This is a genomic window from Vibrio sp. Y29_XK_CS5 (assembly GCF_024181835.1).
Classification (GTDB): domain Bacteria; phylum Pseudomonadota; class Gammaproteobacteria; order Enterobacterales; family Vibrionaceae; genus Vibrio; species Vibrio harveyi.
Genome location: NZ_JAMZAM010000013.1, coordinates 26,745 through 51,616 on the forward strand (window position 1 = coordinate 26,745; position 24,872 = coordinate 51,616).

The following is a 24,872-nucleotide window of genomic DNA, read 5'->3' on the forward strand; positions in this document are numbered from 1 at the left end:
AACGCTCCTTCTAGATACCTGATCATAATACCAGTATTTAGACGGTGCATAAAGTCCTTTTTATGCACCGTGATCAATACTACTTGTTTGGGTTTTGGGTAAATTTTGGCGCGGCAGGGTACGCTTGATCGGAAGTGACGTATTCTGTCCTTTCCGGTCTGGTCACCTCACTCTCAACCTCTGGCTTGATGGTCATCTCAATGATGGGCTCTGGCTTGCTAATGGATTTTTGTGCCTGACTTTGCTGGTACTTGACGTTATCCGTTACCCCGTCAAAGCGATCTTCATTAAACAGTCCGCCAGTGCCCTTGTTGTGTAGTACATCGGTGCGTGTTTGCGCGACCGTGTCTTGCGTATCATTCCATGCTTGACTCATGGTATCAGACTGCGCGGAAGACAGGTGTGGTTGCCCTGTTGCTACGCTGGCTTGATGCTCTTGGTTCATCTTACCGACGATTCGCGCCGTATCTCCGTCCAGCCCCGCCATTTTGGCAAATTGTTCGGTGCGAGTGAAGTTCTGCCAATTCATTTTAGCTTCCGCAATATCTTCTGGTTTGTGGGCGGTCATGATGCGTTGAACGTCTGGTTTGTGCGGCATGGTATTTTCCAAGTAGTTCTGGAATGCGCCATTGGCATTCGCCGTAAAGCTGCCTCCGCCTGATTCCAAACGGGTTAGGGTGTTCGATAGGGCATTTAAGTCTGACTGGCTTTGCATCACGCTGGCACCCAGAGACTTGGTGTTGCTAGCGTTAATCGCAAAATCATGCGCAAACTGTTCAACCGACGTGCGCGTGTCTTTGTTATCCACTTGCGTGCCTGCATTGGTGACGGCATTCGCCCCCTCAGAGTATTGCTTGGTCGCTTGCTCAAGCTGCTGCTTTTGCTCACTACTCATGTTGCTGTAAGCGGTGCGCTCTTCATCTGACCATTTCACGCCAGCGTTGGCACTGCCACCCAATGGTCCAAGTTTGCCCCCTACACTGACGTCCACACCAGCATAAGCGCTTTGCAAGTAAGCCCGCGACTGGTCTTCCGTCCAGCCCGTTTGCTTGATGACATTGTTAATGGCACTTTGTATATTGCTCACTCCCTGATTGACTTGGGTATTAAAGCCGCTAGAGCTGCCTTCACCGTAAGAGAGGTTTTTACCCACGCTGTCATGCCAGCGGTCGTTAAGTGCCGCTCCCGCCTGAATCGTTTGTCCTAGCTGGCTGCTCTGTTGTGTCAGGTTTTGCTCAGTCTGGGTTCGGGCATTAGCAACGCTTTCTTGCAGCATGGCAGAGGTATTGGTGGAGATATTACCTCGGCTGACCGTTTGTGTGCTGTCGTAGGTGGTGCGTCCGTCGGGGTGTTGTGTTGTCACGGAGCCATCGGCTTTTTGGGTGTAGGTGTGACCTTGGTTGGTGAGTGTGTTGGTATCAAACTTATTCGCATGGGTGTTGTTCATGCTGTGGTTATCAATTTGCATACTGCCAAAATCCAAATTACCGGTTGAGGCTGCCGCGCTCGCTCTGGCGTTGGTTGAGTTAATCATGCTTGATAGTTGGTAGTTCATGCTTGACATGACGGATTGCCCGCCTTTGAGTATTCCCCCGGCGATTAACGGCACCCCTATCATCAAGATACCGGTCATCCATGCAAAGCGGCTGTGAAGTTCATCGGCTGCATTGGCATTGGAGAGAACCAGTCCACCAAATTTACCGGAGACATCGGTGGAGAGAGATTCTAGCCCCCACAGTTGGAAGCCATTGATGATGGCAAAGAGCGCTGGCCACGTCGCCAGAAAGGCAAACGTTCCAAAGTAGTTTTTCAATACCATCATGGTTAAGCCAGGAATGACCGCTGCACCTGCAACAAAAAATCCTAAGCAAGCAAACAGCATAAACAGCATGGTATGGAGCATGGGTAAATATTCCCTTGCCATCAGTCCTAGTGACGCCCACATCGATGTGGTTTGAAGTTTATTGGTGGTATAGGCGTAATTGAGCGCCGCTTGAGTGGGGTCAAGGCTATCAAGGTTGTAGCGCAGTTCGTTCATCAGCATGTTTTGTTTGATGGTGTTGGAGGCACTGGTGCTGATGGCAAAAAACTTGTTGTAGCTACGCTTGAGCGATTGCACGATTTGTGGTTTGTAGCGATTGGCTTCTTTACCGAGTAAGTGGTGTGCTAACAAGGTGACGTTTTCGTTAGCGGCAGCATTAAACCGCTGTTTTACTATTGGGTACGCTTCTTCACACAGCTTGTAGCTGCTTCGACCGCCGCCTTCGTCAAGGTAAAGCGCACGCAGTGGACTTTGCTTGATGCCATCAAGAAAAGTAAAGATATCAGGGGCGGCAAAGAGTTCATCCCAGGTGTATTTGCCGTTGATCCTGACGTCCCCAATCATGCAGTTATGAAAATAATCACTCCACAGTTTTTTGAGTCCAATTTCGCGCACGCTAGATTGTCTTGAGAGCTGATAGAGCTCAGAGCCAAACAGCATGCCAGTACGACCGTAGCGCTCATCATCTGAGGTGGTGAAAATCGCTTCCACGCCCTCAGCCATTCCCACCATGACTTGAGAGAACCAGTAAGTCGGAACGGCGACAAGGTAGGGGACGTTATCGACTTTATACACTTTCCCCGGTTGGGTTTTATCAATGATGAGCATGTCGGCTTTCATGTTGATAAGAAACAGGGGCACGGCAAAGAAGACCACCATCCATTTGATGATGTCTTTGGGGTTACGAGAGAGCATGAAAATAAACAGACTGGTGATAAGCCCGAGCATCATGCACATCTGTAAGTAATCACCAAAGGTATTGGTTCTGAAAAAAGTGGCCAGCGCATTAAAGGCTTTGTTGACCACCTCGCCCGAGGTATAGGTGTAATATTCGAGTATCATAAGTTAGTTCCCATAAGCCGGCACAGGTTTGGTGGTCGTGCCAATGTCTTTCTGGCTTTGTTGCGCGGTCTTTCTTTGTGAGTCGATAAGTTGATTGCGGTTATTGAGCGCTTCAATAGCTTTATCGGCAAGCCCAGCAGTAAAGCGTTTGGCGTTATCGATATCACGAGTGATGAGGGTGATATCATCTTGACTGTTGTTGGTATTGGCCAGTGATTGGCTGGCAATGCTCAACATGTTGGTGAGATATTGATTAAGCAGCTCTACCGCTATCATGCGTGAGTAACTGCTGGTATCTGGCGTTTGATTGGCGGACAAGTCATCAATAAAGAACTTTAATATTGGTGTTTGAGTGAGCTCCAAAAAGCTCTTTTGCTTATCCGTGAGTTTTTGGTCAGTACCAATGCTTCGCAGTATTGAATCCAGCTGTTTGCGTATCTGGCTTTGAATGCCATTGACCTGGCTAATGGATAAGTTGTTGCGTTTGCTGATGCTAATGCACGCTTTGGGGCCTGTGCTTTTGCATTGGTAAATATAGGCTTTGCCTCCTTCTAGAAGCACGTTGACCAGATTATTGTTGTCGGTCAAAAGGCTTGGGTAGTAGCGAGGGTTGCCGTTAGCGTCGTACACATAAGTCCCTGACAGGCTCATCATAAATTGTGCGAGGTTTTTATCTGCAGATAAAAACGCGTTATTGGTAATCGCAGACCACACCACATTGTGATTCGTTTGGGTGATGTCTTTCAGTGCCGGGTCATTTTTGGCGTTGGCTAATTGACCTGCGGCTTTGCCTCCTGCGCCACATTCATGTTGGGCTTGTACCCAATCCGAGAACGCATTGTTTTGAGTGCCGAGTGTCGCACAGACGTGCTTTTTGGTAGCTGGCGCGGTAAAAGCTGCCAGCCCACCGATGCCGGCTTGCGCCGCTTCACAAGAGTTCACTGACTGGTTTAAGTATTTGTCGGCAATCGCTTGCAGATTATCGAGGTTTTGCTTGAGCTGCGGAGCCCAAGTTTGCAAAGCCAGATTGGTGATGAAGGGTGGGGCGTTGTGGATAATTGCTTTGCCCACTCTCACCAGTTGGTCTGAGCTGATATGAGAAAATCCCCCCATAAACATATCGATGCCTGAGCATCCCGCACTGATAGAGGGCACGGTGACGCTGACCAGTTGCGCATCAATGATTTTATTGCGCACAAACAAGCTGCCTCCAGTGTAGTAGTTGGCAGACTGACCTTGATAGGCGGTCGGGTTCGAGACATTGGCGTTGTACCCTGAACGGTCAAAAAAGCGGGCCAGTGAGTTATTAGTATCGGCATGGCTCATACTAGGTAACGTGATGAGTAATAAAGGAATAAGCCGCTTATGCACCGAAATGGTGGATAAGTGGTGAGTAAGTGAGCGCATCATTGCAACGCCTCCTGTACCCGTGGGTCATTGAGCGCGTTTTGAATGCTCTGAGCTAATGTGCTTTCTGGTACGTCACCAATGCTCAGGCGGGAAAACTTACGGCTATTCACATTCATTAAGAAGGTGGCGGGCATGACGGCTTTGCCATTGTTTGGGAAAAAAGTGCTGCCTATTTCAGGGGTGACAGGAATAGGGACTTCAAAGCCAGGAATGCCTGCCCCATCAACAGAAAAAGCGTAAACAGGTAATTGGAAGCGTTCGCTAAGGCGAGTAATTTTAGGTGCAGTCTTGTGGCAGTATGGGCAGGTACTTTCAAAAAAGAACACCAGAGCGTATTGGTTTTGCATGGCGGCGTGTGCGCTGCTAACAAATAGCGCAAAACTGAGCAAAAGGGTGCGAAGAGATGGCATGGTGCCTCCTTGCGTTTTAGGTTAAAAAGAAACAAGTAAAGTGTTGTCATCCAAGAGGGCGGTATGGACGAGATAAATAATGCGGTATCGAACTTTGAGCTAGGTTTGGGGTTTATGGCAGCGCTTGCGTTGTTTGCTTTGATATGGTGGCTGTTTATCGATTGAAAGCGGCGATTAAAAATCCGATTGCTTAAAGTTGGTCGCAACGTTGTAAAAACGCCCAAGCAAATCATTCTGGCTTATCCAGCCATACGCCAGTGGCTTCATCTCTCCGGTGCGGGGGTGTACTAAAATCAATGCAGGTGTAAAAGGAACGGTGACCTTGCCTTGGTTATGGCGGTTCTCTTTGATGTTGGTGATGAAGGTTTCATCACTGCTGATACCAAGAAGCTCTAAGTGGTATTGATCAGCAAAAGCTTGAATGGAAGGTGCGAGTTGCTGACTGAGAGTATCGTTGCCGTCATAAACAAAGAAAAATCCCCAGCCTTCCTGCTTCATCTTTTCAACTGCATCGGTTTTCTTTTTATTTTCTAGATCGAGATACACCTGCCTTGCGGCTTGCTCTGTCGGGTGATCTTTGGTGTAAGAGAGCTCCGGTCTTTCCAGTAGCAGCGATTTGAATGTCATGCCTAGCTGGTCAGTCTGGTCAGTGATAAATCGATTAAGTGCCAAGAACCTTGCCAGTTTTTCCTTATCTTTGGGGTGTATGGTGGCATCGTTTTGCGCCTCCTTGTGCATGGTATGGAACCAGTCCATTTGCTCGGTTGCTGACAAGGTTTTAGGGCTGGATACCGTGGTTTGGGTATTGCTAGGTAGCGGCTTGGGTTTGGGCGTTTTAGGTGCTTGTTTTGGCTCGTTGTACCATCGCCACCCTGGTGGGGCATCATTGGCGAGAGCAGAAGATAGCGGGGCAAGCAGCGTTAGGGTAATGACGTAAAGCAGAGATTTTTTCATCATCATAGACCTTGGTTAGATGCGGCAGAGTGTTCAAGTAATAGGTGACATGAGTTTTGCAAGTCTGCAAAGAAAGTCATAGAGCGCTCACTCTCCCTTTGATGTTGATGAACGTTCGCTTGGTTGTGGGTCTTTCTCGTCTGAATAAGCGCCTAGTAATACAATCCCTGCTGCCATCATTAGGCTGATGAAATCTTCAATAGGATGGGTAATTAAGGTGTACGTCACCCCTCCTGCTAAAAGTAGAAGGCATCCGTTTAGTGCGGCCTTGTTTAGCGTAAAACCAGAGGGGCGAGAGTCGGCCCAAGTGATGAACCCCCATGCCAGTGCACTTGCGGCTAACCAAAAATACCAGGTTATTGCGCAAATAGGTCTGCTTGGAATGAAAACCACTAGATACGCACCAACGAGAGAGATAATCAAGTTGCGTGCTGTTTGAGGTGAAAGGTATTTATGCATGGGCGAATTTCCTTATGTTAACTTGAGTTATCGCAGTGATATCAGCCTATGGGTTGAATGATGGCAGTCACTTTGCCAACAGGCGCTATTTCTGCAATACAAAACGACGGCTTAAATGGATTGCTCTACCTTCTTGTCTTTCTCCATTGTCTTATTGTTTTCATCAGTCTTAGTTTGGTGCGTTGATCCTTCGTTGCACTGATTGGTCATCTGTCTTGAGCGCTTGCCATACTTTGCTTTGATGTGGTCGCAAGCTCTAAATAAGCTGGTTAGAAACAGACTGATAATCACCAAACTCAAATAAAGTAGCCCTATCTGCTCTCTTTCGCGCTGTGTGGTCTGGCGTGCCGAGTCGGCTATTGATATGGCTTTCACTGCCGAATTTGGACAAGGGTTGGCGTTACCTACGATGGTCGCTCTATCAATCGGTGTTCCATCAATACATTCAAAAATGCGTATCTGCCCTTTCTCGGCTTTACCAAGCCACGCAGCTTGTGTCACTGCGGTGACTAATCTTTGGTTGTAATTAAAATGGGTGTCAGTTGCTAAAACATAAGCAGCGATGACAAGCAGTAATACCGCGGGTGTTTGAATTAGGTGCTTAGCAAGCAGTGATAGTGTGGAGTGGTGGCGCTGGATAAAATTTTTCATCTTGTTTCCTTTTTAAATGATTAAGCGTGAATTACGGGTTTAGTATCTGTAGTGATTTTTGCGCTTGTTTTTCTCGCTTCTGATAGGTCTCTATTAGTGAGAGTCGAGTGTCTTCTTCCCATTTATCTTGATTTTCGCAGTTCACGCTTTCAGCGGCAGATTGGAAGCTTAACGGCTTGCTGTCTGGGTCCATACTTTGCAGTGCGAGAAGAAAAACGAAGAGAGGATGTTCTGTTGTGACATGCTGAATGTGTTTTACTGTGATGGGTTGGTTGCACTTTTCTTTGAGTGTTACAGCCATAAATTCAGACACGTCAGCGCAGGTTGGACAGGTTGCTGCAGTAGCATCGAGGAAGGTTTCTACTTCCTTTGAGTAAGGTTTGTTTGTTTTTGCCATTGCGGGATAGGTAAGGGTTAAGGTGGTGAGGATAATAATGAGCATTTTGTTCATGATGAGTCGTTCCTTTACTTTGTTAATGAAGGTCGGCTTAACCGCCCGCTGCACTTTGAAGTCGTTTCTTGATTTCATCAAAGTTAGGCAAGTTGGTGTTGGCGTGCATTTCTGGGTAGAACTCTGAAAAATCGATGTGCTCAAAGTTGATTTGACCGAGCTCTTCTGGAGTGATGGCAGCGCAAGTTGGGTTTTTGGCACTGCCAAGTCCTTTACCTAATTGCCCGATAGAACCTTGCTCTTGAATGATTTTGGCAAGTTTGCTGTCATAGACGCAGTAGCTGCGTTTTTTACGTGTGCAAACCCCAAGGACTTTCTTGGCGCAGTATTGCCCTACATACAGGGTTAATCCTTTCTCTTTCGCTTTGCCTAATGCTTTTTCACCTTCGCTGCATTTTGCTCCCAGGCTTTGTCCCCATCCTGAGTCTTTGCAGCAGTCGTTAAAGCCTGCGAGTTTTTTGTCACATTTCATGGGCTTGCCCGTAAATATCTTAGGCGGGTCGCCGACATCTTTTACCGCTTCGGCAAGCCCTGCCAGTGCCGCGACGGATTTATCAAAGTTGCCATTGAGTTTTGGCTCTTCCACGTAGCAATCGCCATCAAGGCAAAAGGATTGTTCACCACACTGCATTTGGGTGGCGCGGCATGATTTCTCAAAACAGTTCTTCGTTACCTCTTGCTCAACACACACACCATTTTGTTTAAGGCTACACTGCGTTTTTACTGTTTCGCATTCACTAGGTAAGGACTGACAGGTATCTGCCATTTGGCACTGATAAAGTGTTTGGTATTTCCAACAATCCAGCGTGACCTCAATACCATCAATGTTGCGTGTTTCTTTTCCTTCAATGCATTTGCGCCCTATGGGCTTGCATTGAGGGATGAGACGGTCGCACTGCTTGCTCCAAGTTACTTCATAATCGGTATACCCCCATACAATGCGTCCAGTCATGTTGCTCGGCGTTGACCAATTAGGGAGAGTACGAGCTCCTTTTCCTTGTACTTTTATGATGCGAGAGAACGTGACAGCTTTAGTTGCGAGAGATAATGGCGGGGAAAAGTTGATTGTGCCTGGCGTGGCCGTTTCATCACAGTCTTCAAAGTCAGGGTCGCATGTTGATGAGTTCATTCCTCTGTGCGTATAGATAAGGTGGTCGTTAAGGTAAAACTCTGTCGTGGTGTCCGCATTGTCATCGGCAAAGACGATGGGGATAGTGACAGAAATAATCGTCTGCGCTTTTTTCGGTAATGTCGCATTATCAAATTCATACTGGCGAACATAAGCGTGCTGATAGATACGGGGTTGATAAGGCGTAATGCCGGTAATAAGTTGTGGGTTATTTAATATCGCTGTTTCATTGCAAGGTACGGGGGTGTTGGTTGGCTGCGAACATACCTTAGGTGTCGATTTTTTAAGGCATTGCTGACCAGTTTTGCAATCAACGTAGGCGTTAGAAATGCCATGGGTGATTTCAAAGGCATTTTCTTGACCAATCAAAGCAAAGCGCATCGCCGGGTCGTTCTTTATATCAGGCTCACCCTTATTGAAGTTATTCTGTATTGCTTGGGCAGTCTCATCTTTTGCAAAAGCGAGATTTTTTTGGCTATTGATGTCGCTGTCAGAGAGGCGAGACTCTTTAGGGTTTCGTATCTCTCTTTTGCAAGCTGCGTCTTTACAGTAGTCGTCGATATTAAGGGGAAGCGAGCTAGGCTTTAGAGCTTGGTTTGCTGTTTGTTTCGCCCAGCTTGTGGCATCAGTGAAGGTTTGTTGTTCGCTGGTCAAAGCCGGTGCAGAGAAAAGACTGAGCGCGAGCACAGTCCAAGGGTATAGGCGCATAGGGAACACCTCATCGAAAGTGATGGTAAGAAAAACTCATTGCGAATAAAGGGTGCGTAGCAGAGGGTGAATGTTTTGCTGCGCATCGCCCGTGGCGAGATAATCTAGCGCTTGATAAAGCGAGATGTTGCCATAAAGAATGTCGTAGTCAGTATTGGAGCAAGGTTGCTCTGGCAGACAACGCCCTGACTTGACCGATACAAAAGCCGGCACCTTTGTAATATCAAACTGCTTAAACCAATCAGGACTGATTGAAAATCCACTCTGGATTGGTGCTTGGTTTGGTGAGCGTATTAATGACTCGATGCGCTTGGCAGTGGCTGGAAAACCTTCTGGCAAGACACCACGTATCACAAGAGGAACGCCGAGATGCTCACTTTGCGTCAGCAATTGTTTTAGTGCTGTGTCTGGCATGGTCAGTGATACAAATACCATCACACCTTTGGGCGCTTGGTCTGGATTACGTGTGGGTTTTTGCATGCCGAGCAATGGAGAGAGGCTTTCCTCTTTTACTAAGGCTTGAATTTTTTGGCTGGCATCAAGCGCTTGTCGCTTATAGGCATTGGCTTGGTTTTGCACCTGGTCAATCGGCCATTGATTTGCCGTGTCAGTTTGCTGGCTAAGCGCTTGCTCAAGTTTGGCAAAAGCTTTGAGTTCTTGCTCTGTATAAGCGTTGCTAGGCAGCGATATAAACAAGCACAGAAAAATAAGAGAGCGCCACAAGGCGCTCTCAAACGATGATATGATCATATTACCCCCTTGGTCATGGGCGTTTAAATGGTGGATAGAGAGTATGAGCGTCTTGAAAACTGATTGAGCAGACTTTGCGGGCGTTGAGGTCTTTGCAAAACGAGAAACAGAAATGCGTCAAAGGAAAGCAGCAATAGATGTGCTTGTGGTTGGCTATGTCCGTCTTTAAAAAGTCCTCAAGAGAGCTCAAGTTGCTGGCAATAAACAATTCTGACTCGCCTTGTAATATCGGTGGTGAAAAAGTCATGATTGCCTCTTACAAAAATACACAGTTGCGTTTTCGCCACTGAACAAAACCAAAATTATCCCCTGTTACGGGGTTATCGTGTCCAGCTTCCCACAGGGTGGTTGTGGTCGTATAAGGGTGGCACCACGCTGCATCAGGGGTGGGTGACGACATCTGATAGCGGTAGCGAGATTTTGGTAAAATTGGGTCGGGATACTGGTAACAAATTGCTCCGTCCTCACCGCGCGTTTCCCACACAATGCCTTGCCTGTGAAGCTTATAATTCAGCTTTTCCATGAGCAGCGTTGCGGCTTGAATGGGAGTATCTCGGTAGTTAGTTGTTCCCGTCAATGGATACGCGCTACCTTGTGAGCCCAGACACCAAAATAACGCATCAATAGGCAGTGCAACGTTCGTGGAGGTGAGCATCGCTTCGGGGACACAAGCAAGTTGTGCAACCAGATTGCCAAAGAGTAATGCTTCTGGGTTGAGTATGAGCGAGAGCTCGTCATCGTCCCAAAGTGGATCAATTTCCGTCATGTACGCCACATCAAAATTATCCGTTGCCATACACGCGGTCGATTGCATCAATTGCAGCCAGTAAATGACCGGGTATTTATACCAGTGCGCATGATAAAAGCCGCCGTCGCTACTGTCGCTGTCACGAGCGGTGACACGTCCTCCTATTTTTTGGCTGTTTGCACCAGAAAGCTGTGTGCCCATATTCACCATACAATAAGGCACGCGGGTGACGTCGGTTAAGGCATAAGGCTCCCAATAGCCGATATTTACCCCAACTTGAACAAAGATAGGCGGCGGTTTAGGGCAGTAGGATATCGGCATTGTCGGGTTATTGGTGTCGGGGTATTTGGAAGGCATCACGGTGGCAGAGCCGATGGTCATGGGAAATAAACAGTCCCAACAGATGTCTGTGATGGGATTGATAAAGCGGCTTTTGCACGCCGCACTGGCTGCTAGGGTGGATGGTGCAATAAAAACCAATAGGCAGCACAGCAATAAAGGAAAGTGTCGCTGTTTCATTAGGCGTCCTTTTCCACGCGTTGCGTGGTACTCCTTTTGCATCTACAAGAGGCTTCGCCTCGTTATAGCAGTCAAAAGCGAGCTTGGTGAATAGACAAAGAAGTGATATGGGAAGCATGATCAATGGAGGTGCACAGTCCCAAGTCAGTTATGCTGTGTTAGACTCTGGTGCGAAATTTAATCATTTATGAGGTCTTATATGGCATCCTTAAAAAGTTGTAGGGTTTGTAATGACTCTATATCCTCAAATTCTAGAGCTTGTATACACTGTGGAGAGCCAGATCCGTTTGGTATAGAAAAAGCAAAGAAGATAGTTTCTATTCTCTTGCTCGGCACCGTCGGGTTGTATTGTTATTTTTCAGGTTACTTTGATTTCCTCTATCGTTGAGATCAGTTGGGCTAGCTGAACAAGTTCTTTGTCGGCTTTTTCTCGATGATATCCAAGGTGGTAAGTCAATGAGAATGGCACAAGAGAGCGATACGCTTGTCGGTAGCGCCTGTGAGTGAGATGAAAACACAGCTGGCAACGGTTGTTGAACATGGCAGAGAGATGCCATGGCGATGTTTGTAGCTTTTGGCAAAGTTGGTTAGCAAACCAAACAGGTGCAGTAAAATAGAGATAAGGTGCAGAAAACCGTCCCGTTAACCAGGCAACATGCCCTTGACAAGAGCCGATGGTCGCCACGCCCTCAATGGCGTTAAGTGCGTGTACTGCAGGGGCAATTTGTGGATCGAGTTCTTGATAATCTTGTCTACGAAGCGCAATGCCTGCTAATGTGATTTCGTAGAGCAATCTTTTCCATCGTTTTTGGATTGTCATTACTCTATCTCCAAGGGCTGCAAGCCTGAGACGTTAACCTCATCGATGCGCCAGCGTGTGCCTTCTTGATAAGCAATGGCAGGAACATGAGTAATGTTCAACCGGCTGGCCAAAAAGCCGTCTTGAGCAAAGTATATTCTGGCATCGAGTAAGGTTGCCATTTGGTTTGGGCTCCCTGCGGTCAGTACCCACTTGATAGGCTTATCATTGTGGTACTCGCTGGCAAAGCGCCTTTGCTGCGCATCTCTGGCATCAAAAAATACCAGTACCTTACTAAGCTCAAACTTAGGCAGAATGTCTTTGTCGTCTGCCTTTGGCCACGTTCGGCTGTCAAAGGGGTTGACCCTAGTGCCCGCTTTGGCGATGACTTGCCCGGTGGCGGGTACAACGATGTCTTTAGGGATAGTGATGCTTGGGTCAACGTAAAAGGTACGTGGGTTGGTTGTACTCGTCAGTCCTTCGACGGGCGGCGGGTTTTCAATGCTTTTCTTTACTCGCTGAGTGAACGCTTCCTGCATGTCAGCCAGCTTACCATTGGCTTCAAATTGTCTCAGCCTGTGGTCAATCCATTCAAGCATGTCAATTTCACCGATAGGAAAGACCGGGGCAACTTGCCCCAGTGCTTTTCCATAAGCGTTAAAAGCGGCAATACCCGTTACGAGGATAATAGGCAGCGAGTTAAGTGTGCGCCCCAATCGCTTGGTTAAATGCCTCAATTTCCTTGCCGTAGTAGTGCATGGACGTTTGTTCAATGGCCTCTTCCAGTGGCAAGCCTTGTTTATAAAGATTTTCACAGTATTCAAACTCCTTGGGTTCCGTTGAGAACATGGCGCGTTTTACTGGTGAAGCAAAAAAGCGATGGTAGGTCACGTGCCCCCCGGCTTTGATGCGTGCGCAGCTGTAGCCTGCAATCGCTGAGGGAGCAAAGTTTTTGATAAGTTGCTGCTCATACTTTGAAAAGGCGTCGGGGTTTTGGGCTAGGTATTTATCAAAGCCTTCACCTTGGCGAAGAATGATGTGGATATCGGAGTTGTTGTAACACGCTTTGGCTTCTTCACTGCTAAAGAAGTCTTCAATGCCTTGAGTCACGGTACAAAAACTGCCGCCGAACTTACGCGCTGTGCGATAGCCGGTGTTGATGAACTCTCTGGCTTGCTCGTTAGCTCCAGACAGCAAACTCCACGCCTCTTCAATGATGCACATCTTTGGCGTTGAGCGAGAGCCAGATAGGTACATCTGCTGGTTAATCGAGACCATTAGAGCAAAGATAACCGGTCTTAGAACGGCAGGTGGGAATCCATCAAGCTCTAGGGTGGTGATGTCCACATTAGGGTCAAGCATGGAAGGTTTGTTGAACACATCGCCATACATGCCGTCAGTGCAGAACTTTTTCAGCTGCACGGCAATGTCTTTGATGCGTCGATCGCTCTCTTCTCCGGCAATCTCAATCAGCGCATCTCTGACATCATCCACGAGTGCTTGGTTGCCCTTGCGCTCCCATGCGGTCACGATGGCATCGCCTAACACACTTTGCTGAAATGCGGTCAGTGGTGTGTAAGGCGAAGCGATGGTCGCAAACAGAGCCGTGATGTTATCGAGCGCTTCCATCATTGGGTCTACTGGCTTGCCTTCGTCGTCCACAAACTCAAAGTCAGCGTCCTGCATGGCGCCAAGATGGGTGAATGGGTTTAAGAAGATGTTGGCGTGCGTCATGTAAGTGCCACCAAGGCTCAGGGTGATTTTTTTATAGCTGACACCTTTGTCGAGTATCCACACTTTACCGCCCATGGCGTAGACGGTTTTGGCTATCTCCTGAACTAAGAAACTCTTACCTGCCCCAGAGCCACCGGTTAAGGCGATGTTTTGGTTATCACTGCCACAGGTAAAAGGGTCAAAGAAAGAGATTTGCTGGCGCATGGTTGGAAGCAATACCCCGCCTTTGAGCTGGCAAAAGTCCATGATGAGCGGAAAGAAGTTAACCAGGTTGGAGCTTTTTAATGTGCGAACTCGCCCGGCTTTTTTGCAGTCACCCCATAGTCCTTCACTCATCATAAAAGGCAGAGTGGAGAGCAGCGCTTGTGGCTGATTCATTTTCAGTGGAATGATATCGAGTCCGGCATTACTGAAAGACTCTTTTGCTGCTTGTGTGTCTTTCTTTTGACGGTTTTTGTCCGTAAAGAGAGAGACCGTCAACACCATGGAGGCAATGGTGAACTCTTTGGATAAAAGGCCTTTTTGTAGGGCTTTGCGCTCTTTAAGTTCATCTTCTGCCGTTGGCGCGAGCAGCGCCATTTGGCTGTTCACCGTTTTGGTGAGGTCTTTTATCTTGTTGTCATTATCTGCATTTTGTTTACCCGTTGGCTCATTACGGAAATTCAATGTTACGCGATGAGGGCAGGTGATATTACGTGAAACGTTGCGGATAGAGGAAAATGCCTCTGGCAGCGCATAAAGGCGATAATCGCCTGGCAGTCTTGACAGTCCCATGTTGACAATACGAGTGTGAACCTCTTCCCCTTGGTCGTTGGTGTGACGGGTGGCAATATGACCTCGATGGGTCAGCGCTTCGGTGTCTGGCGATAAGGCTTGCAGATTTAACGGCTCTAGTGGGTTGTAGTTTTTTTCCTTCGGTCTGTCTTGGATTTTATCAAAGTTTAAGATATCTCCAACGCCTGTAAGCAGCATCTCTGGTGTGACGGGCAGCAAATCAAAGCCAAGCTGCGCCAGTCCTGTCTCTAATGTCATGCGCGCATCAAGCAGCTCTTGCGGGTCTTTTTCGGTGGTCGAAACAAAAAAGAAGGCGTCGTAGTCGCGAAGGTCAAAGCTGTTGTTCTTTTGTCTGTGCAAAAAGCCGTGCTGCGCAGCGTAATGGGCATAAATGGCATCATCATTCGCCATCTTCTGACAAATGCCGCCACGCTGACTGAGTAGGTGTTGATTGCCCTCTAAGTAATGCGCCACGCGGTTATGACCAAATAGCTGGACTTGATAATCCCACTTATCGCCTTCGGGTAAATCCCCGACAAGGTGGCTGAGTGACTGAATTAAGTCATCATTTGCACCGCCAAGCACACTGATTTTAAATCCAAACCCGCGAGAGTGGGTGTTTTCAAAGACGTGCTCTATAGGGTCGTAGTCTCGATACGGCAGTTCATGGTGAAGGTGGTTTTGGGCGCGTCTTGCCTCTTGGAATAAGGCAGATAGACCGCTAGTTGAGGTGGAAAACATGGATATTCCTTTTTCAGTTACCAAAACAGAGACAGTGGCCAGCTGACGCTTTGCATTGCGCTGTCGCTGGTCTGTATATCGATAGCGAGCTTTGGTTGATTTTGCTGGCGCAAGCACTCATACACGCTAATAGGTGGTGTTGGCGGTGGTATGGAGAGCGAGTCTGTTTTCAGCGTTGATGGTTCTAGGCAGTGTTGCACGGCTTGGGTGATGGCTGGCTCTGCTTGAGCTGGTTGAGAGGCGATATAGTTTGCAATGGCGTAGTCTCTGGCATCAAAATGTGAGGCAACAAACTGCGCTACTTGGGCTAAAGCGCTGCTCAGTAATACACCCCATAACACCAATAATGCCATGAATGCTTTTTTTAGTGTTCGTCTCATGGTTAATCCTTCCAAATAGCACGTGCTGGTCGTCCTGACCAACGACTTTCATCCAAGACGAAGTAGACGTCCATGGTGTCGATATAATGGTTATCTTTATCGATAAAAGGGAAGATGGTGAGCTTTTTGACCTCTTCTTGACTTCGCTGTGGCTCTCCATCTCGGTTTCGCCTTGGCAGTAGGGTGAACGCGCTCGGTGGTGTGGTTCTTGTATGGCTGTTTATCGTGGCATTATCACCGGTGTAACCGTACAAGTTGTCTCGTACCTCGTTCATGGTGACGCAGCCAGAAACGCCGCCAACTTTGTCGCAGCTGTATTCACTGTCAAAGCCAGCGCTGCAGCCAGTTAGCGTGAATAATGCAAAAGATAAGTAAGATAAAAGTTTCAATCTCATGATGGTTACTCCTCACGCCCAAAGCCCACGCTGTTTAACCCTTGTTGGGTGAGTTTTTGCGCTAATGGGTTGATTGGGGCAGTTTGGTTGACTTGGGGCAGGGTTGGCGCATTGGTGATGACATCGAGTATCTGATTGGTGCTGGAGACTTGTTCTCGCTGCTCGTTAATACGTGTCTCGTACTCCTCGGCAAGAAGCGGATCGAGCGGAAAGCCTTCTAAAAAGACAATGTTCACTACGGCGCCGGGATTCACTTCGACAATCGGGTGGTAAAGCTCAGCCAGCTTGATGTAGTAGTCAGCCAGTTTGCTACCTACGCCTTCTGTTGCGCCGCCAAGTAGGCTTAACCCGATTTTATCGGGGTCAACACTGGAGCTTGGTCCCAGAGCCGTAGGAGTGGTGGTTTGAGCCAGCGCTTTACCTGCATCCCCCACACCTTGCAAAATGGCCGCAATACCGGCCATTTGAACGATTTTACCGTTTTTCAAAATGGTGGTGCCGCGGATACCATTGCGACCAAAGTTAAACACGGTGGCATTGATAGGAATATCTAAGATATCGCCGTTGTCTTGAATGCAGCTCATGCGGTTAGTTCGGGCGACGCCACGACTGGATGAGATTTCACCGTAAACCGCCCCGGTAATGGTACAGTTGCCCAGCTTAGACTTTTTACCGTTAGGTAAAATACCTTGATTGACGGTCTGAAAGACAATTGGAGAGGTATCCCCTTGACCTGAAACGCCGGCGTTAGCATCAGCGCCGCCTGTCACTACGGCGGTAACAAAAGTGCCTGTCGGAACATAATTATCGGTTGTGCGACGGGATTTTTTCTCATCGATGCTGGCTTGCCAATGAAATTCAAAGCTATCAAACGCATCGCCGTTAAAGGCGATATCATCTTGTCTTTGGTAGGTGAACTCATCAATATTGCTCGCATCCACATCGTCCCTAATGGCGGATTTTGCCGGCAGTTTGTATTTGCCGAACACCTCGCCTTGAGCCGTGTTCGACTCATAAGGTTGATTTGGGTTGATGGCGGGACCTGCTGCAAGCTGCGCCTCAAGTTCAGCTTTGAGCGCGTCCACTTCATCAAGCTTTTGTTGCATCTGCTGCTCTAGTCCGGCGAGCTGTGACTCTTGATTGCGCTTTGTGGTGGTTTTGAGGTTATCCATTTCAGATTTTAAACTTTCACCAATGCGATTGAGTGTACCTTCAAACTTGGTCAGGCTTTGCTCAAGTTGGTTAATTTTATCTTGCTGAAAGGTGAGGGCGGATTGGTTGTCCTTATCGGTAAAGTCGTCAGTAACAATAGCGCCAAATCCTACCGCTTCGTTTTGGGTTTGCTCTGGCTCGGAAGGCAAGGTGAATCGCCAAACCGCGAAGGCAATCACACCAATGACGGTTAGCGCCACAAACGTGATGTTGCGGTTACGCTTTTGTGTGGCTGCATTGACTTCTCCCCCTTGCTCAAAGTCGCCGTCAGTGTCTTTGAAAAAACGTTTCTTAAACCCATTCAAAGCGTCTCTTTGTTTATCGAACATGGGCTGCACCTCCTCCAGTGATGAGATAGAGCGTTGTGGTTTGTCCAGGGGCTAAGTGGTAAGCCTCAAGCGCGGCTGAACGAGCGGAATAGCTGTAAAACTGCGCGGTTGTGAGAGGCATATCGCTGCTCCCTTGATTTTTGAGCTGGTAAATCACGCCAGAGTAATCGCTGCCAACAAAGACGGTTTGAGGAATGATGGCAAGTTTACTTTCATCTTTTGGCAGCGTTTTGGGGTCAACGTCATGACGTTTAAAGCCGGCAATGGGTGAGCCATCATGGACAAAACGCATCATGGCTTTAGTCAGAGCTGTCATAGCGGCGGGATAATCTGCAGCAAGCTCTATCGAACTTTGCTGTTCTTTGTAACTTTCAGACCAGACAAACTCGGTTACTAACGCCGGGGTGGCTTTTGGGGTGATAAATAGGGCAAACAAGCGTCCTTTTTCTGTGGTCAGGTGCGCAGTAAAGGGTAAAGCAATGTTAATTTTTAAGGTGATAGAGCCAGAGGCGTCTTTTTGGTTGCCTGATGAGGTACAAAACCCTTTTGGACAAACAATGGAGATGATACGGTCATTTTTGACCACTAAGCGGTTGATGTTAATTGAAGAGAGTGCCAAGGGTATCGTGTCACCTTCGGCAAATTCATAACTGACTTTAGATGCGTTCTGCGCCATGGCAAAGGGGGCGATAAAAAACGCCAGCAGCAAGACGATAGAGATAAAGTGATAACGCCATCGCTGCTGTGGAGTTAATGATTGCTCATAAAGATTCATCGGTATTGACCTCGACTTCTTCAATGGATAGTAAAGCTATCACGCCATGCTTATAGCTAAAGCTGACCTGATACCATTTCATTTCTGGCTCTAAAGCGCGCTGTCCTACGTACTTTTGCAGTTTGCCGTAGAGCTGCACTTGGAGGGTATCGAGCGAAATGCGGATAGATTCGACAGAAAATTGACTGCTGATGTTGTCTTTTTTAATCACCGTTGCTTCACGAAGTAGCTTAGGTTGCACACTATGCCAGTTTTGCTTATCGACATACTCAAGGAGTTGTCCAAACTGACGTGCGACGTTGGCAGGGGTGACGTTGAGTTTTAGGTAGAGAAAATAATCCGCCATCTGCTCAAGGTAAGGTTCATCGACGGCGCCATCGGAGACAGTAAACGCTTTTGAAACGGTCGGAGGAATGAGGGTTCGACTTTGATGGGTTAGGGCTTGATAACTGGTGTAACCCAATACCAAGTTGGTGATAAGCATAGCAAGAAAGCCTGCAACCAATAAGAAGTTGAGCAGGCTTTTGATGGCTAACCTATCCCGTTTTACATACGGGTCCATAAGAGGTTGGCTCCTTAGAAAATCCAATAGCGTCGGCAAGCCGGCGGAGTGCATTTAAAGAAAGTAGGACTGACAAAGGAAGCGCCCCACCAATACAGGGACAAGATGATGATGTTGTCGCCGTATTGCGCTTTGATGTAGCGCAGTCCACCGAACCAAGCCATTGATAACGCCAGCCCTATCATTTCGTGCTTAAGCCAGAAAGCGAGACCAAAAATAAAGAAAGCAGGCGCAATCTCATCGACTGGGAAGCCGAGCCATCGGCGTCCTTTGTTCATGTGCTTAGGGATAGAGAAAAACTGATGAGGGTCTTCCATCACTGCTTACCCAAGCCCAACTAAAGGCGCACCGACGTTCCATAAAATAGAGCCGCCAGCAAAACCGCCAAGTGCTGCAAACCAGTTGCGACTCATTAACCCTGTGACGACGGCCCCGACAAGTCCAGTGCCTAGCATGGCGGTTTCTACCGAAGAGCCTTTACCCGCGGTATCTTTCATGGCTTGTTTACCACTAGCAAAAATATCGGCAGCTAAAGCAGGCTGCGTTACTAAAATCGCAGAGACGGCAAGTCCGAGAGCAAAAGCCAAAGTGCGTTGAGTTCGTGTGTTCATAACATTATTCCTTGGTTGATGAGAGAGTCACCGCTTCGTTGTTGGTGCCGTCGGCGGTGTATTGAAATATTAAGTGGACGCTTTAAATGCTCACTGGCCTTGGATGGGGCATGGGTGCTTTGGTCGGGCCGCTTGCTCTTTTTCAGCCTACTGCCAATAGACTGCGCGATAAGTGCTCTTACAAGGCTGACGCCCAGAGGTATAACGGTTTATTTTTGAAGTGTTGGCATCACTCACAGTTTTACTGTGAACAGAAGGTTTTCTGTGCTGTTTTCAAGAGCACAACCCATATTGGGTCAGTGAACATTTAAAGCGTCCAAGAGGTAAATTGCGGTAGCGGCTAAAATTTTATATACAAATCCGTTAAGGACGGGGTGCTACCGCAATTTGAAAGAGGTCGCCAGAGCAACGTCTTTCAAATTGCCTCTCAGTCTGAGAGTGCGGTGAGTTCAATCCGCTGGCGCGGTACTCCTTTTGGCTCTACAAGAGGCTTCGCCTCGTTATAGCAGCCAAAAGCGAGCTTAAAATAGAAAGGTTTCTTCGATATAACCGCTCGAAAGCGACGGATCACCGTTACTGTCATATTGGTGATTACAGATGCTACATTCCCGCTCCTGACAGATACGGACATCGCCTAGCATACGGCTCGCACATTTCCCGATTTATGTATCGGAGAAGGTTTTCGGCCTTCTTAGGAGTAACCCGCCCTGCGCGGTTCTTCGCGCTTACAGTTGCGGTAATCGCATTCCTATAAAGCTTTTCAGGGAAAGGCTATATAGGAGTGAGCTAACGCAAAGCGATCCAACTTCGGGATCTTTTTTTGAAAAAATTACGGTTTGTTTTTTGGCACTTCCCAGTTCACACCAAAAAGTTCAAGGTGGCCTCGGCACGTTTTGTTCGGTTATTCTGAGCCTTAGAGCTCTCAAGGATTTGGTTATGTTTGCCCGATAACTCAACGTTGACGTGCGTGCCTTTTGGCTCTGATGACGCTTTACTCAAAATTGCTTCACTTTTATCTAATTTAACATAATTTATATAACGCGAATGTGTCATAAGAAATTGAAAAGTATATGTTAATTGTTTATTTTTGATTGATGAGTGCGCAATTTATAAAATATAAATGCTATGAAATAAGTATCAATGGAGTATAATCTGTGATTGCTTATCACAGATTATAGAATTGACATCTAAGTTATTGATATAAATGCGGATAATATAAATTATGTTAAGCGATTTTTTAAAAATGTGATTTAGGACTTGAGACTAAGAAAGTAAGTGCGCTATACTTTAGCCAAATCCTTAAAGCGAAAAGTGCATTACATAGCACGCTACTACATAGTTTTCTATGTAGTGTATTTTTTAAGGATTGAGAGTGTGTTAGACCCTCAATCTAACTAGATAGCATTCGCAAAGTAGCCGTTCTCCCGAAAGTGAACGGCTTTTTTGTGCCTCAAATTTAAGAATTTGACCTTTTTACAGATCTTGTGTAAATTGAATATTCATTGTTTGGCGTGAGAAACCAAACAACCCTAAAAATCTTTCGGAATCAAAACATGAATAAGCCAATTGTGTCTTGCCTATGGCAAGCGACCCTCAGACTCAAGACCTCAGTAATAACCGCATGGACATCAGATGAACGCACTCTGATCTTGCTCGGTTATGGCTTAGAGGGTGAGTCTCATGTGGATTGTTAACCTCTCCCCTACCCTAATAAAACTTGATTGCCAGTGTGGTGCAAGGGGGCGTTATGCCGCTAAGTAACCGCAACCCACGTGATCGCAGTGCAGAATTTGCACACCATCTTCGCTTTCATGAATCACTCGAATCTCGATTGTGTCGTTTACACATTCGTGTGCTGTGCTTTGGAAAAATTCCAGACAAGTATTTTGCTGCGTATGAAAAATACCAGCGTGAAGGTCAAGATGAGATGCGCCTTAAAGTTCATGAGCGCGATTCATTAGAAGTGATCCTGGCATACTTGGAAGAGTATGGTTTACCTCAATGTAAGAAGAACGGTAAGCCGATGAAGTGGTTCACCTACTTTCAGATGCGTATCTTGCTGGCGTTTTGTGATTTCATCGATGATCCACGTCGATGCCATCAGGGGCGTTTGATGGGATTACATCAATGCAAAAGCGGTCAAAAAACCCTTCAAGCTAAGCAACGTGTCGCGATCGTGCAGACCGTGACGACCATGTTTTGTACGATGAACATTGATGGTCATCGTATTGGGCGCTATGCGGATAAGAGTAAAAATGAGCAACCGGTGTTTGATGAGCATGGTAACGAACTACTACGTGGGATCACTCACTATGAACTTCGAGGTCTGTACTCTCAGATTTGGCGTCAACCGATTTCAAGAACCAAATACAATGACGTGGTAAAAATGCTCAAGCTAGCGGGCTTTTTAGAAGTTGAGGCTTGCTATTTGGCGCAGCCAGAAGCTGCCGTGCTTCGAGAAGAGCTGCGTGAGCAAGGCGCAAGTGAAAAAGAGATTGAGGCAATTCCTTCGATTAAATCTCAAGCAGCCTATAAATGGTTTACCCATCAGTTTATCGAATTGTTTGGCATTCATTTCCAAGAGAAGATGAAAGAATCATTGGCATACGCAAAAGAAGCGATGGCAAATAAGAAGCTTTCCAATATCTTTGCCACGTACAGCCCATTCTCAGACGGATTCTGGACTAAGAAACGCAAAGACCACTTGTGGCGTTTAAACCAATTACGCTATCCACAAGGACGTCCGCCAGATCCAAACCCTTATGGAGAGGATGTGTTGCCTGAGCTGGCGATCTCCTGGCATTAACCTCCCCTTCCTTTTTGAATTAGCTGCTTGAATGCGGCTTTTTGTGTTGGCATCACGCTAGCATCGGTCTGCTTTTCTTCATCTTTTCCCCACATTTTTGCTCATGTCGATGATGGTAGTTGTGTACCACCCTCATTTTTGTGCTCAGATACCGGTGGTTTTCATCGATATTTGGGTGTTGTGGATAACCTTGTCGATAGGTTTCTAATTTAGACCTTAGAATTAGGAATATTGATTGAGCCGGGATTCTTTAAGGATTAATTACTAGCGTATTAATCACTTATATTAGGAATATATAAATATATTCACTTAATAAGTCGCACGCTTCGCTGTGCATAAGATACCTCCCCTAAAAATCACTATTACGTACAGAGCTAAAAAATAGACGGAGGCAGATTTTTAGGGGCAAAAACGCACCCACCAGGCAAAGCGATAAACACTGCGATCGCATTAACTTCATCGCATAGTCTTACTCGCTTCGCTCGCGCATTCTAGCAAGGCGAAGGGCAATTTCTGTGCCGTTACCTTCATCAGACCATTAGGCTTCATATTGAGTGGTTGGAGAGCGTCTTACTCGCTGCGCGAGCGCGTTCTAGTATTCGTCGCACAGCGACTCATGGAATAAAAATGACAGGGCGGTGGATCTTATTTTATCTGCACAGATCTTGCGCAAAGAAAGAGAGTTGAATACGATATTAATTACATTGATAAAGTTGCGTTGTAACGTATTTTTTGCATCTGTCAGGGGAAATTTCGGCGGTTCTGGCGTAGAGCTCCATCAAAGGGGTTTTGCGCCCATTTCAGCGATAAGTCCAATGTGGCTGCTTCATCCCTTATCCGTAAAGGCGTTACAGTAAATCAGCTTCAACAGAATAATCAGTTAATACCTATGGATTTGCGAATCAAAGTAGGCATAGCTACCGCTATTTAAGTTATGACACTGGCAAGTGTGACAAATAAGTCATGACATATGATGTTTTTAGACTCAATAACGGCTGTATCTAGAAGTACACACCAATCTCATAACGGTGTTTGTACAAAAACCACTCAGGAGTATCTGTTATATTCATAATTTCGCTAGACCTTACAGGGTATAGTCTGAGAGCCAAGTCTGGACTTATCGCTGAAATGGGCACAAAACCCTAGTTAGATGTCAAGGTATGTGCTTACTTTCCGTCATCTACGACCCTAAACTGACATCATCGATCCTTAATGCATACGAATATCCTTTGAGTTGAGTGACTCCAAAATTGTTCCATTGACTCTCAAATTCCAAAGATCTTCAACTTTTACGACCACACTTCCTACCCTGTTTTTGGCTCCATTTACCAAAATGCAAGTAGTTTTATAAAATCCGTTGCGCATGAAAACTATTGGGAGTAATATCAACTTGACAAATTAGCCGCTGAGGTTCCATATGAAAAAGTTATTTTCTATAATTGGAATATTGTTTACAAGTTATTCTTTTGGTGAAGTAGCAAAAGCAGATGAATATATTTCTTGTAATAAATGCTCATCTGCTGATATATCTTCTGCCGCAGACTCTTGGGGATTAAAAAATATATCAGAATCAGATTCAAAGAAAAATATTAGAAAGAAAGTTCATATTGTAGATTTAGTGAATTTAAAGTCATCATCTTATTTAGTATCTAAAAAGAATTCTAATGGTACATTCTACATCGAAAAAAATAGAATAAGCCCTAGTGAAGAACTAAAGGAAAAATTAGATGATGTGATACAAAGTAAAGAAGAAATGAACTTAATGTCATCTGATCTTGTCATTCCAAAAGACGTAATAAAAGATCCTTGGGAGTTCGTTGGTTGTAGCTACTGTGTTGTAGATCTTCAAAACTTTCTCAACAATTCTTTACAAGGTCAAATTTCCCAATTTAATAGTACAGTCCAAACTCTCGCTTACACATTTGGATTAATAAACGGTCCTTACCAGCAAACTTTTACACTAAAGTTTGCTGGAGGGGGGAGCACTACCTTTGAAGTAAAACAAGTAACAAATACATATGACTTCGTTATTATAAAAATATTACAGGTAGTCGATGAGTCTGGAAATGAGATACCATTAAATAGAACTAATGCTAATTTCAAATCTCTTCGCATTCCAAGTCATGACCGATGGCAGATTATTAATAATTATTTATGGAGATATAAATTATCAATCCCTCCAACCGATGGTGGTGTAGTGACAGTAACAGAGTGCCCCCTAGCTCCGCAACATAACTGCTGGTAAAGAGAATTCCCCATCTAACTTTAGATGGGGTTATCGAAACAAACCCATAATGTAACCACTCTCTTCCCATTCAAATCCTAGATCTTTCTTTTTCGTGCCGTAATGCTTTTCCACTACTGGAGCTGAACGCTCTGTTTGATTCACAATCATCGAAATATCAGTAACATGTTAGGTATCTAACACTGCTCTACAGGTACGCCAGAATGAAAGCTTACATTATTAAAGTCGCTCTTCGTGATGTCAGTCCTATGGTTTGGCGACGATTTAGGCTGGCTTCTGACACATCACTGGGGCTTTGTTGCTTAAATCTATGGAACTAAATCTAGAAGCTACGATCTGATCGGCTACACCCATCAATCGTCGTAGCCTCATGCCTAAACCTCGTTACAAAACAACTAACTGGAAGCAGTACAACAAAGCCTTAATCAACCGTGGT

Annotated in this window: 24 protein-coding genes; 3 read left to right on the plus strand and 21 right to left on the minus strand. The window is 46.3% G+C overall.

Features of this window, described 5'->3' with window-relative positions; genetic code table 11:
- Positions 1-79: 79 nt before the first annotated feature.
- The 21 genes from traG to NL647_RS26025 all read right to left on the minus strand — a co-directional run bounded on the left by traG (position 80) and on the right by NL647_RS26025 (position 20,438).
- Positions 80-2,884 carry a conjugal transfer mating-pair stabilization protein TraG gene (gene traG, locus NL647_RS25925; protein ID WP_253650829.1) on the minus strand — a complete coding sequence of 935 codons (2,805 nt, stop codon included), beginning with the start codon at positions 2,882-2,884 and terminating at the stop codon, positions 80-82.
- A gap of 3 nt (positions 2,885-2,887) precedes the next feature.
- Positions 2,888-4,294 carry a conjugal transfer protein TraH gene (locus NL647_RS25930; protein ID WP_253650830.1) on the minus strand — a complete coding sequence of 469 codons (1,407 nt, stop codon included), beginning with the start codon at positions 4,292-4,294 and terminating at the stop codon, positions 2,888-2,890.
- Positions 4,291-4,704, minus strand: coding sequence for a type-F conjugative transfer system pilin assembly thiol-disulfide isomerase TrbB (trbB, locus tag NL647_RS25935; protein ID WP_017188049.1), 414 nt, complete (start codon positions 4,702-4,704; stop codon positions 4,291-4,293). The genes NL647_RS25930 and trbB overlap by 4 nt, the downstream gene beginning before the upstream one ends.
- A 174-nt stretch (positions 4,705-4,878) precedes the next feature.
- Positions 4,879-5,658 carry a type-F conjugative transfer system pilin assembly protein TraF gene (gene traF / locus NL647_RS25940; RefSeq protein ID WP_253650848.1) on the minus strand — a complete coding sequence of 260 codons (780 nt, stop codon included), beginning with the start codon at positions 5,656-5,658 and terminating at the stop codon, positions 4,879-4,881.
- An 87-nt stretch (positions 5,659-5,745) separates the two neighbouring features.
- The gene (locus NL647_RS25945; protein WP_253650831.1) at positions 5,746-6,117 is read right to left on the minus strand and encodes a hypothetical protein; all 372 of its coding nucleotides are present in this window, start codon (positions 6,115-6,117) and stop codon (positions 5,746-5,748) included.
- Between the two features lie 111 nt (positions 6,118-6,228).
- Positions 6,229-6,768, minus strand: a complete 540-nt coding sequence (locus tag NL647_RS25950; protein ID WP_253650832.1) for a hypothetical protein — start codon at positions 6,766-6,768, stop codon at positions 6,229-6,231.
- 31 nt (positions 6,769-6,799) lie between these two features.
- Complete coding sequence (locus NL647_RS25955; protein WP_253650833.1) at positions 6,800-7,219, minus strand: hypothetical protein; 420 nt, start codon at positions 7,217-7,219, stop codon at positions 6,800-6,802.
- A 37-nt stretch (positions 7,220-7,256) separates the two neighbouring features.
- The gene (traN, locus tag NL647_RS25960; protein WP_253650834.1) at positions 7,257-9,056 is read right to left on the minus strand and encodes a type-F conjugative transfer system mating-pair stabilization protein TraN; all 1,800 of its coding nucleotides are present in this window, start codon (positions 9,054-9,056) and stop codon (positions 7,257-7,259) included.
- Positions 9,057-9,092: 36 nt separating this feature from the next.
- On the minus strand, positions 9,093-9,806 hold the full coding sequence (trbC, locus tag NL647_RS25965) for a type-F conjugative transfer system pilin assembly protein TrbC (protein WP_253650835.1): 714 nt from the start codon (positions 9,804-9,806) through the stop codon (positions 9,093-9,095).
- Between the two features lie 256 nt (positions 9,807-10,062).
- A complete protein-coding gene (traU, locus tag NL647_RS25970; RefSeq protein WP_253650836.1) occupies positions 10,063-11,073 on the minus strand; it encodes a conjugal transfer pilus assembly protein TraU in 1,011 nt (336 codons plus the stop codon).
- A gap of 358 nt (positions 11,074-11,431) precedes the next feature.
- Positions 11,432-11,893, minus strand: coding sequence for a hypothetical protein (locus NL647_RS25975; RefSeq protein WP_085319431.1), 462 nt, complete (start codon positions 11,891-11,893; stop codon positions 11,432-11,434).
- Positions 11,893-12,588 (minus strand): type-F conjugative transfer system protein TraW, encoded by a 696-nt coding sequence (gene traW, locus NL647_RS25980; RefSeq protein ID WP_253650849.1) that lies wholly within the window; start codon positions 12,586-12,588, stop codon positions 11,893-11,895. Before traW ends, NL647_RS25975 begins: the two co-directional genes overlap by 1 nt.
- Positions 12,572-15,121, minus strand: a complete 2,550-nt coding sequence (gene traC, locus NL647_RS25985; RefSeq protein ID WP_253650837.1) for a type IV secretion system protein TraC — start codon at positions 15,119-15,121, stop codon at positions 12,572-12,574. Before traC ends, traW begins: the two co-directional genes overlap by 17 nt.
- Positions 15,122-15,138: 17 nt before the next feature.
- Complete coding sequence (locus NL647_RS25990) at positions 15,139-15,501, minus strand: hypothetical protein (protein WP_234352468.1); 363 nt, start codon at positions 15,499-15,501, stop codon at positions 15,139-15,141.
- 2 nt (positions 15,502-15,503) lie between these two features.
- Positions 15,504-15,896 (minus strand): type IV conjugative transfer system lipoprotein TraV, encoded by a 393-nt coding sequence (gene traV / locus NL647_RS25995; RefSeq protein WP_253650838.1) that lies wholly within the window; start codon positions 15,894-15,896, stop codon positions 15,504-15,506.
- A gap of 5 nt (positions 15,897-15,901) precedes the next feature.
- Positions 15,902-17,437 (minus strand): TraB/VirB10 family protein, encoded by a 1,536-nt coding sequence (locus tag NL647_RS26000; RefSeq protein WP_253650839.1) that lies wholly within the window; start codon positions 17,435-17,437, stop codon positions 15,902-15,904.
- Entirely contained in the window at positions 17,427-18,212 is a 786-nt protein-coding gene (gene traK, locus NL647_RS26005; protein WP_253650840.1) for a type-F conjugative transfer system secretin TraK, read from the minus strand. Before traK ends, NL647_RS26000 begins: the two co-directional genes overlap by 11 nt.
- Positions 18,199-18,774 (minus strand): type IV conjugative transfer system protein TraE, encoded by a 576-nt coding sequence (traE, locus tag NL647_RS26010; RefSeq protein WP_253650841.1) that lies wholly within the window; start codon positions 18,772-18,774, stop codon positions 18,199-18,201. Before traE ends, traK begins: the two co-directional genes overlap by 14 nt.
- A gap of 14 nt (positions 18,775-18,788) precedes the next feature.
- Positions 18,789-19,091: a type IV conjugative transfer system protein TraL gene (gene traL / locus NL647_RS26015; protein ID WP_253650842.1), complete on the minus strand. Its 303-nt coding sequence runs from the start codon at positions 19,089-19,091 to the stop codon at positions 18,789-18,791.
- Positions 19,092-19,097: 6 nt separating this feature from the next.
- Complete coding sequence (gene traA, locus NL647_RS26020) at positions 19,098-19,385, minus strand: type IV conjugative transfer system pilin TraA (RefSeq protein WP_253650843.1); 288 nt, start codon at positions 19,383-19,385, stop codon at positions 19,098-19,100.
- Positions 19,386-20,243: 858 nt separating this feature from the next.
- Positions 20,244-20,438 (minus strand): TraY domain-containing protein, encoded by a 195-nt coding sequence (locus NL647_RS26025; protein WP_253650844.1) that lies wholly within the window; start codon positions 20,436-20,438, stop codon positions 20,244-20,246.
- Positions 20,439-20,938: 500 nt separating this feature from the next.
- Between NL647_RS26025 and NL647_RS26030 the strand changes: the two genes are divergently transcribed.
- The 3 genes from NL647_RS26030 (at position 20,939) to NL647_RS26040 (ending at position 24,436) form a co-directional block, all read left to right on the plus strand.
- Positions 20,939-21,079 carry a hypothetical protein gene (locus NL647_RS26030; protein ID WP_172963237.1) on the plus strand — a complete coding sequence of 47 codons (141 nt, stop codon included), beginning with the start codon at positions 20,939-20,941 and terminating at the stop codon, positions 21,077-21,079.
- Positions 21,080-21,132: 53 nt separating this feature from the next.
- Positions 21,133-22,191: a hypothetical protein gene (locus NL647_RS26035; RefSeq protein WP_253650845.1), complete on the plus strand. Its 1,059-nt coding sequence runs from the start codon at positions 21,133-21,135 to the stop codon at positions 22,189-22,191.
- Between the two features lie 1,417 nt (positions 22,192-23,608).
- The gene (locus NL647_RS26040; RefSeq protein ID WP_253650846.1) at positions 23,609-24,436 is read left to right on the plus strand and encodes a hypothetical protein; all 828 of its coding nucleotides are present in this window, start codon (positions 23,609-23,611) and stop codon (positions 24,434-24,436) included.
- Positions 24,437-24,872: the final 436 nt, after the last annotated feature.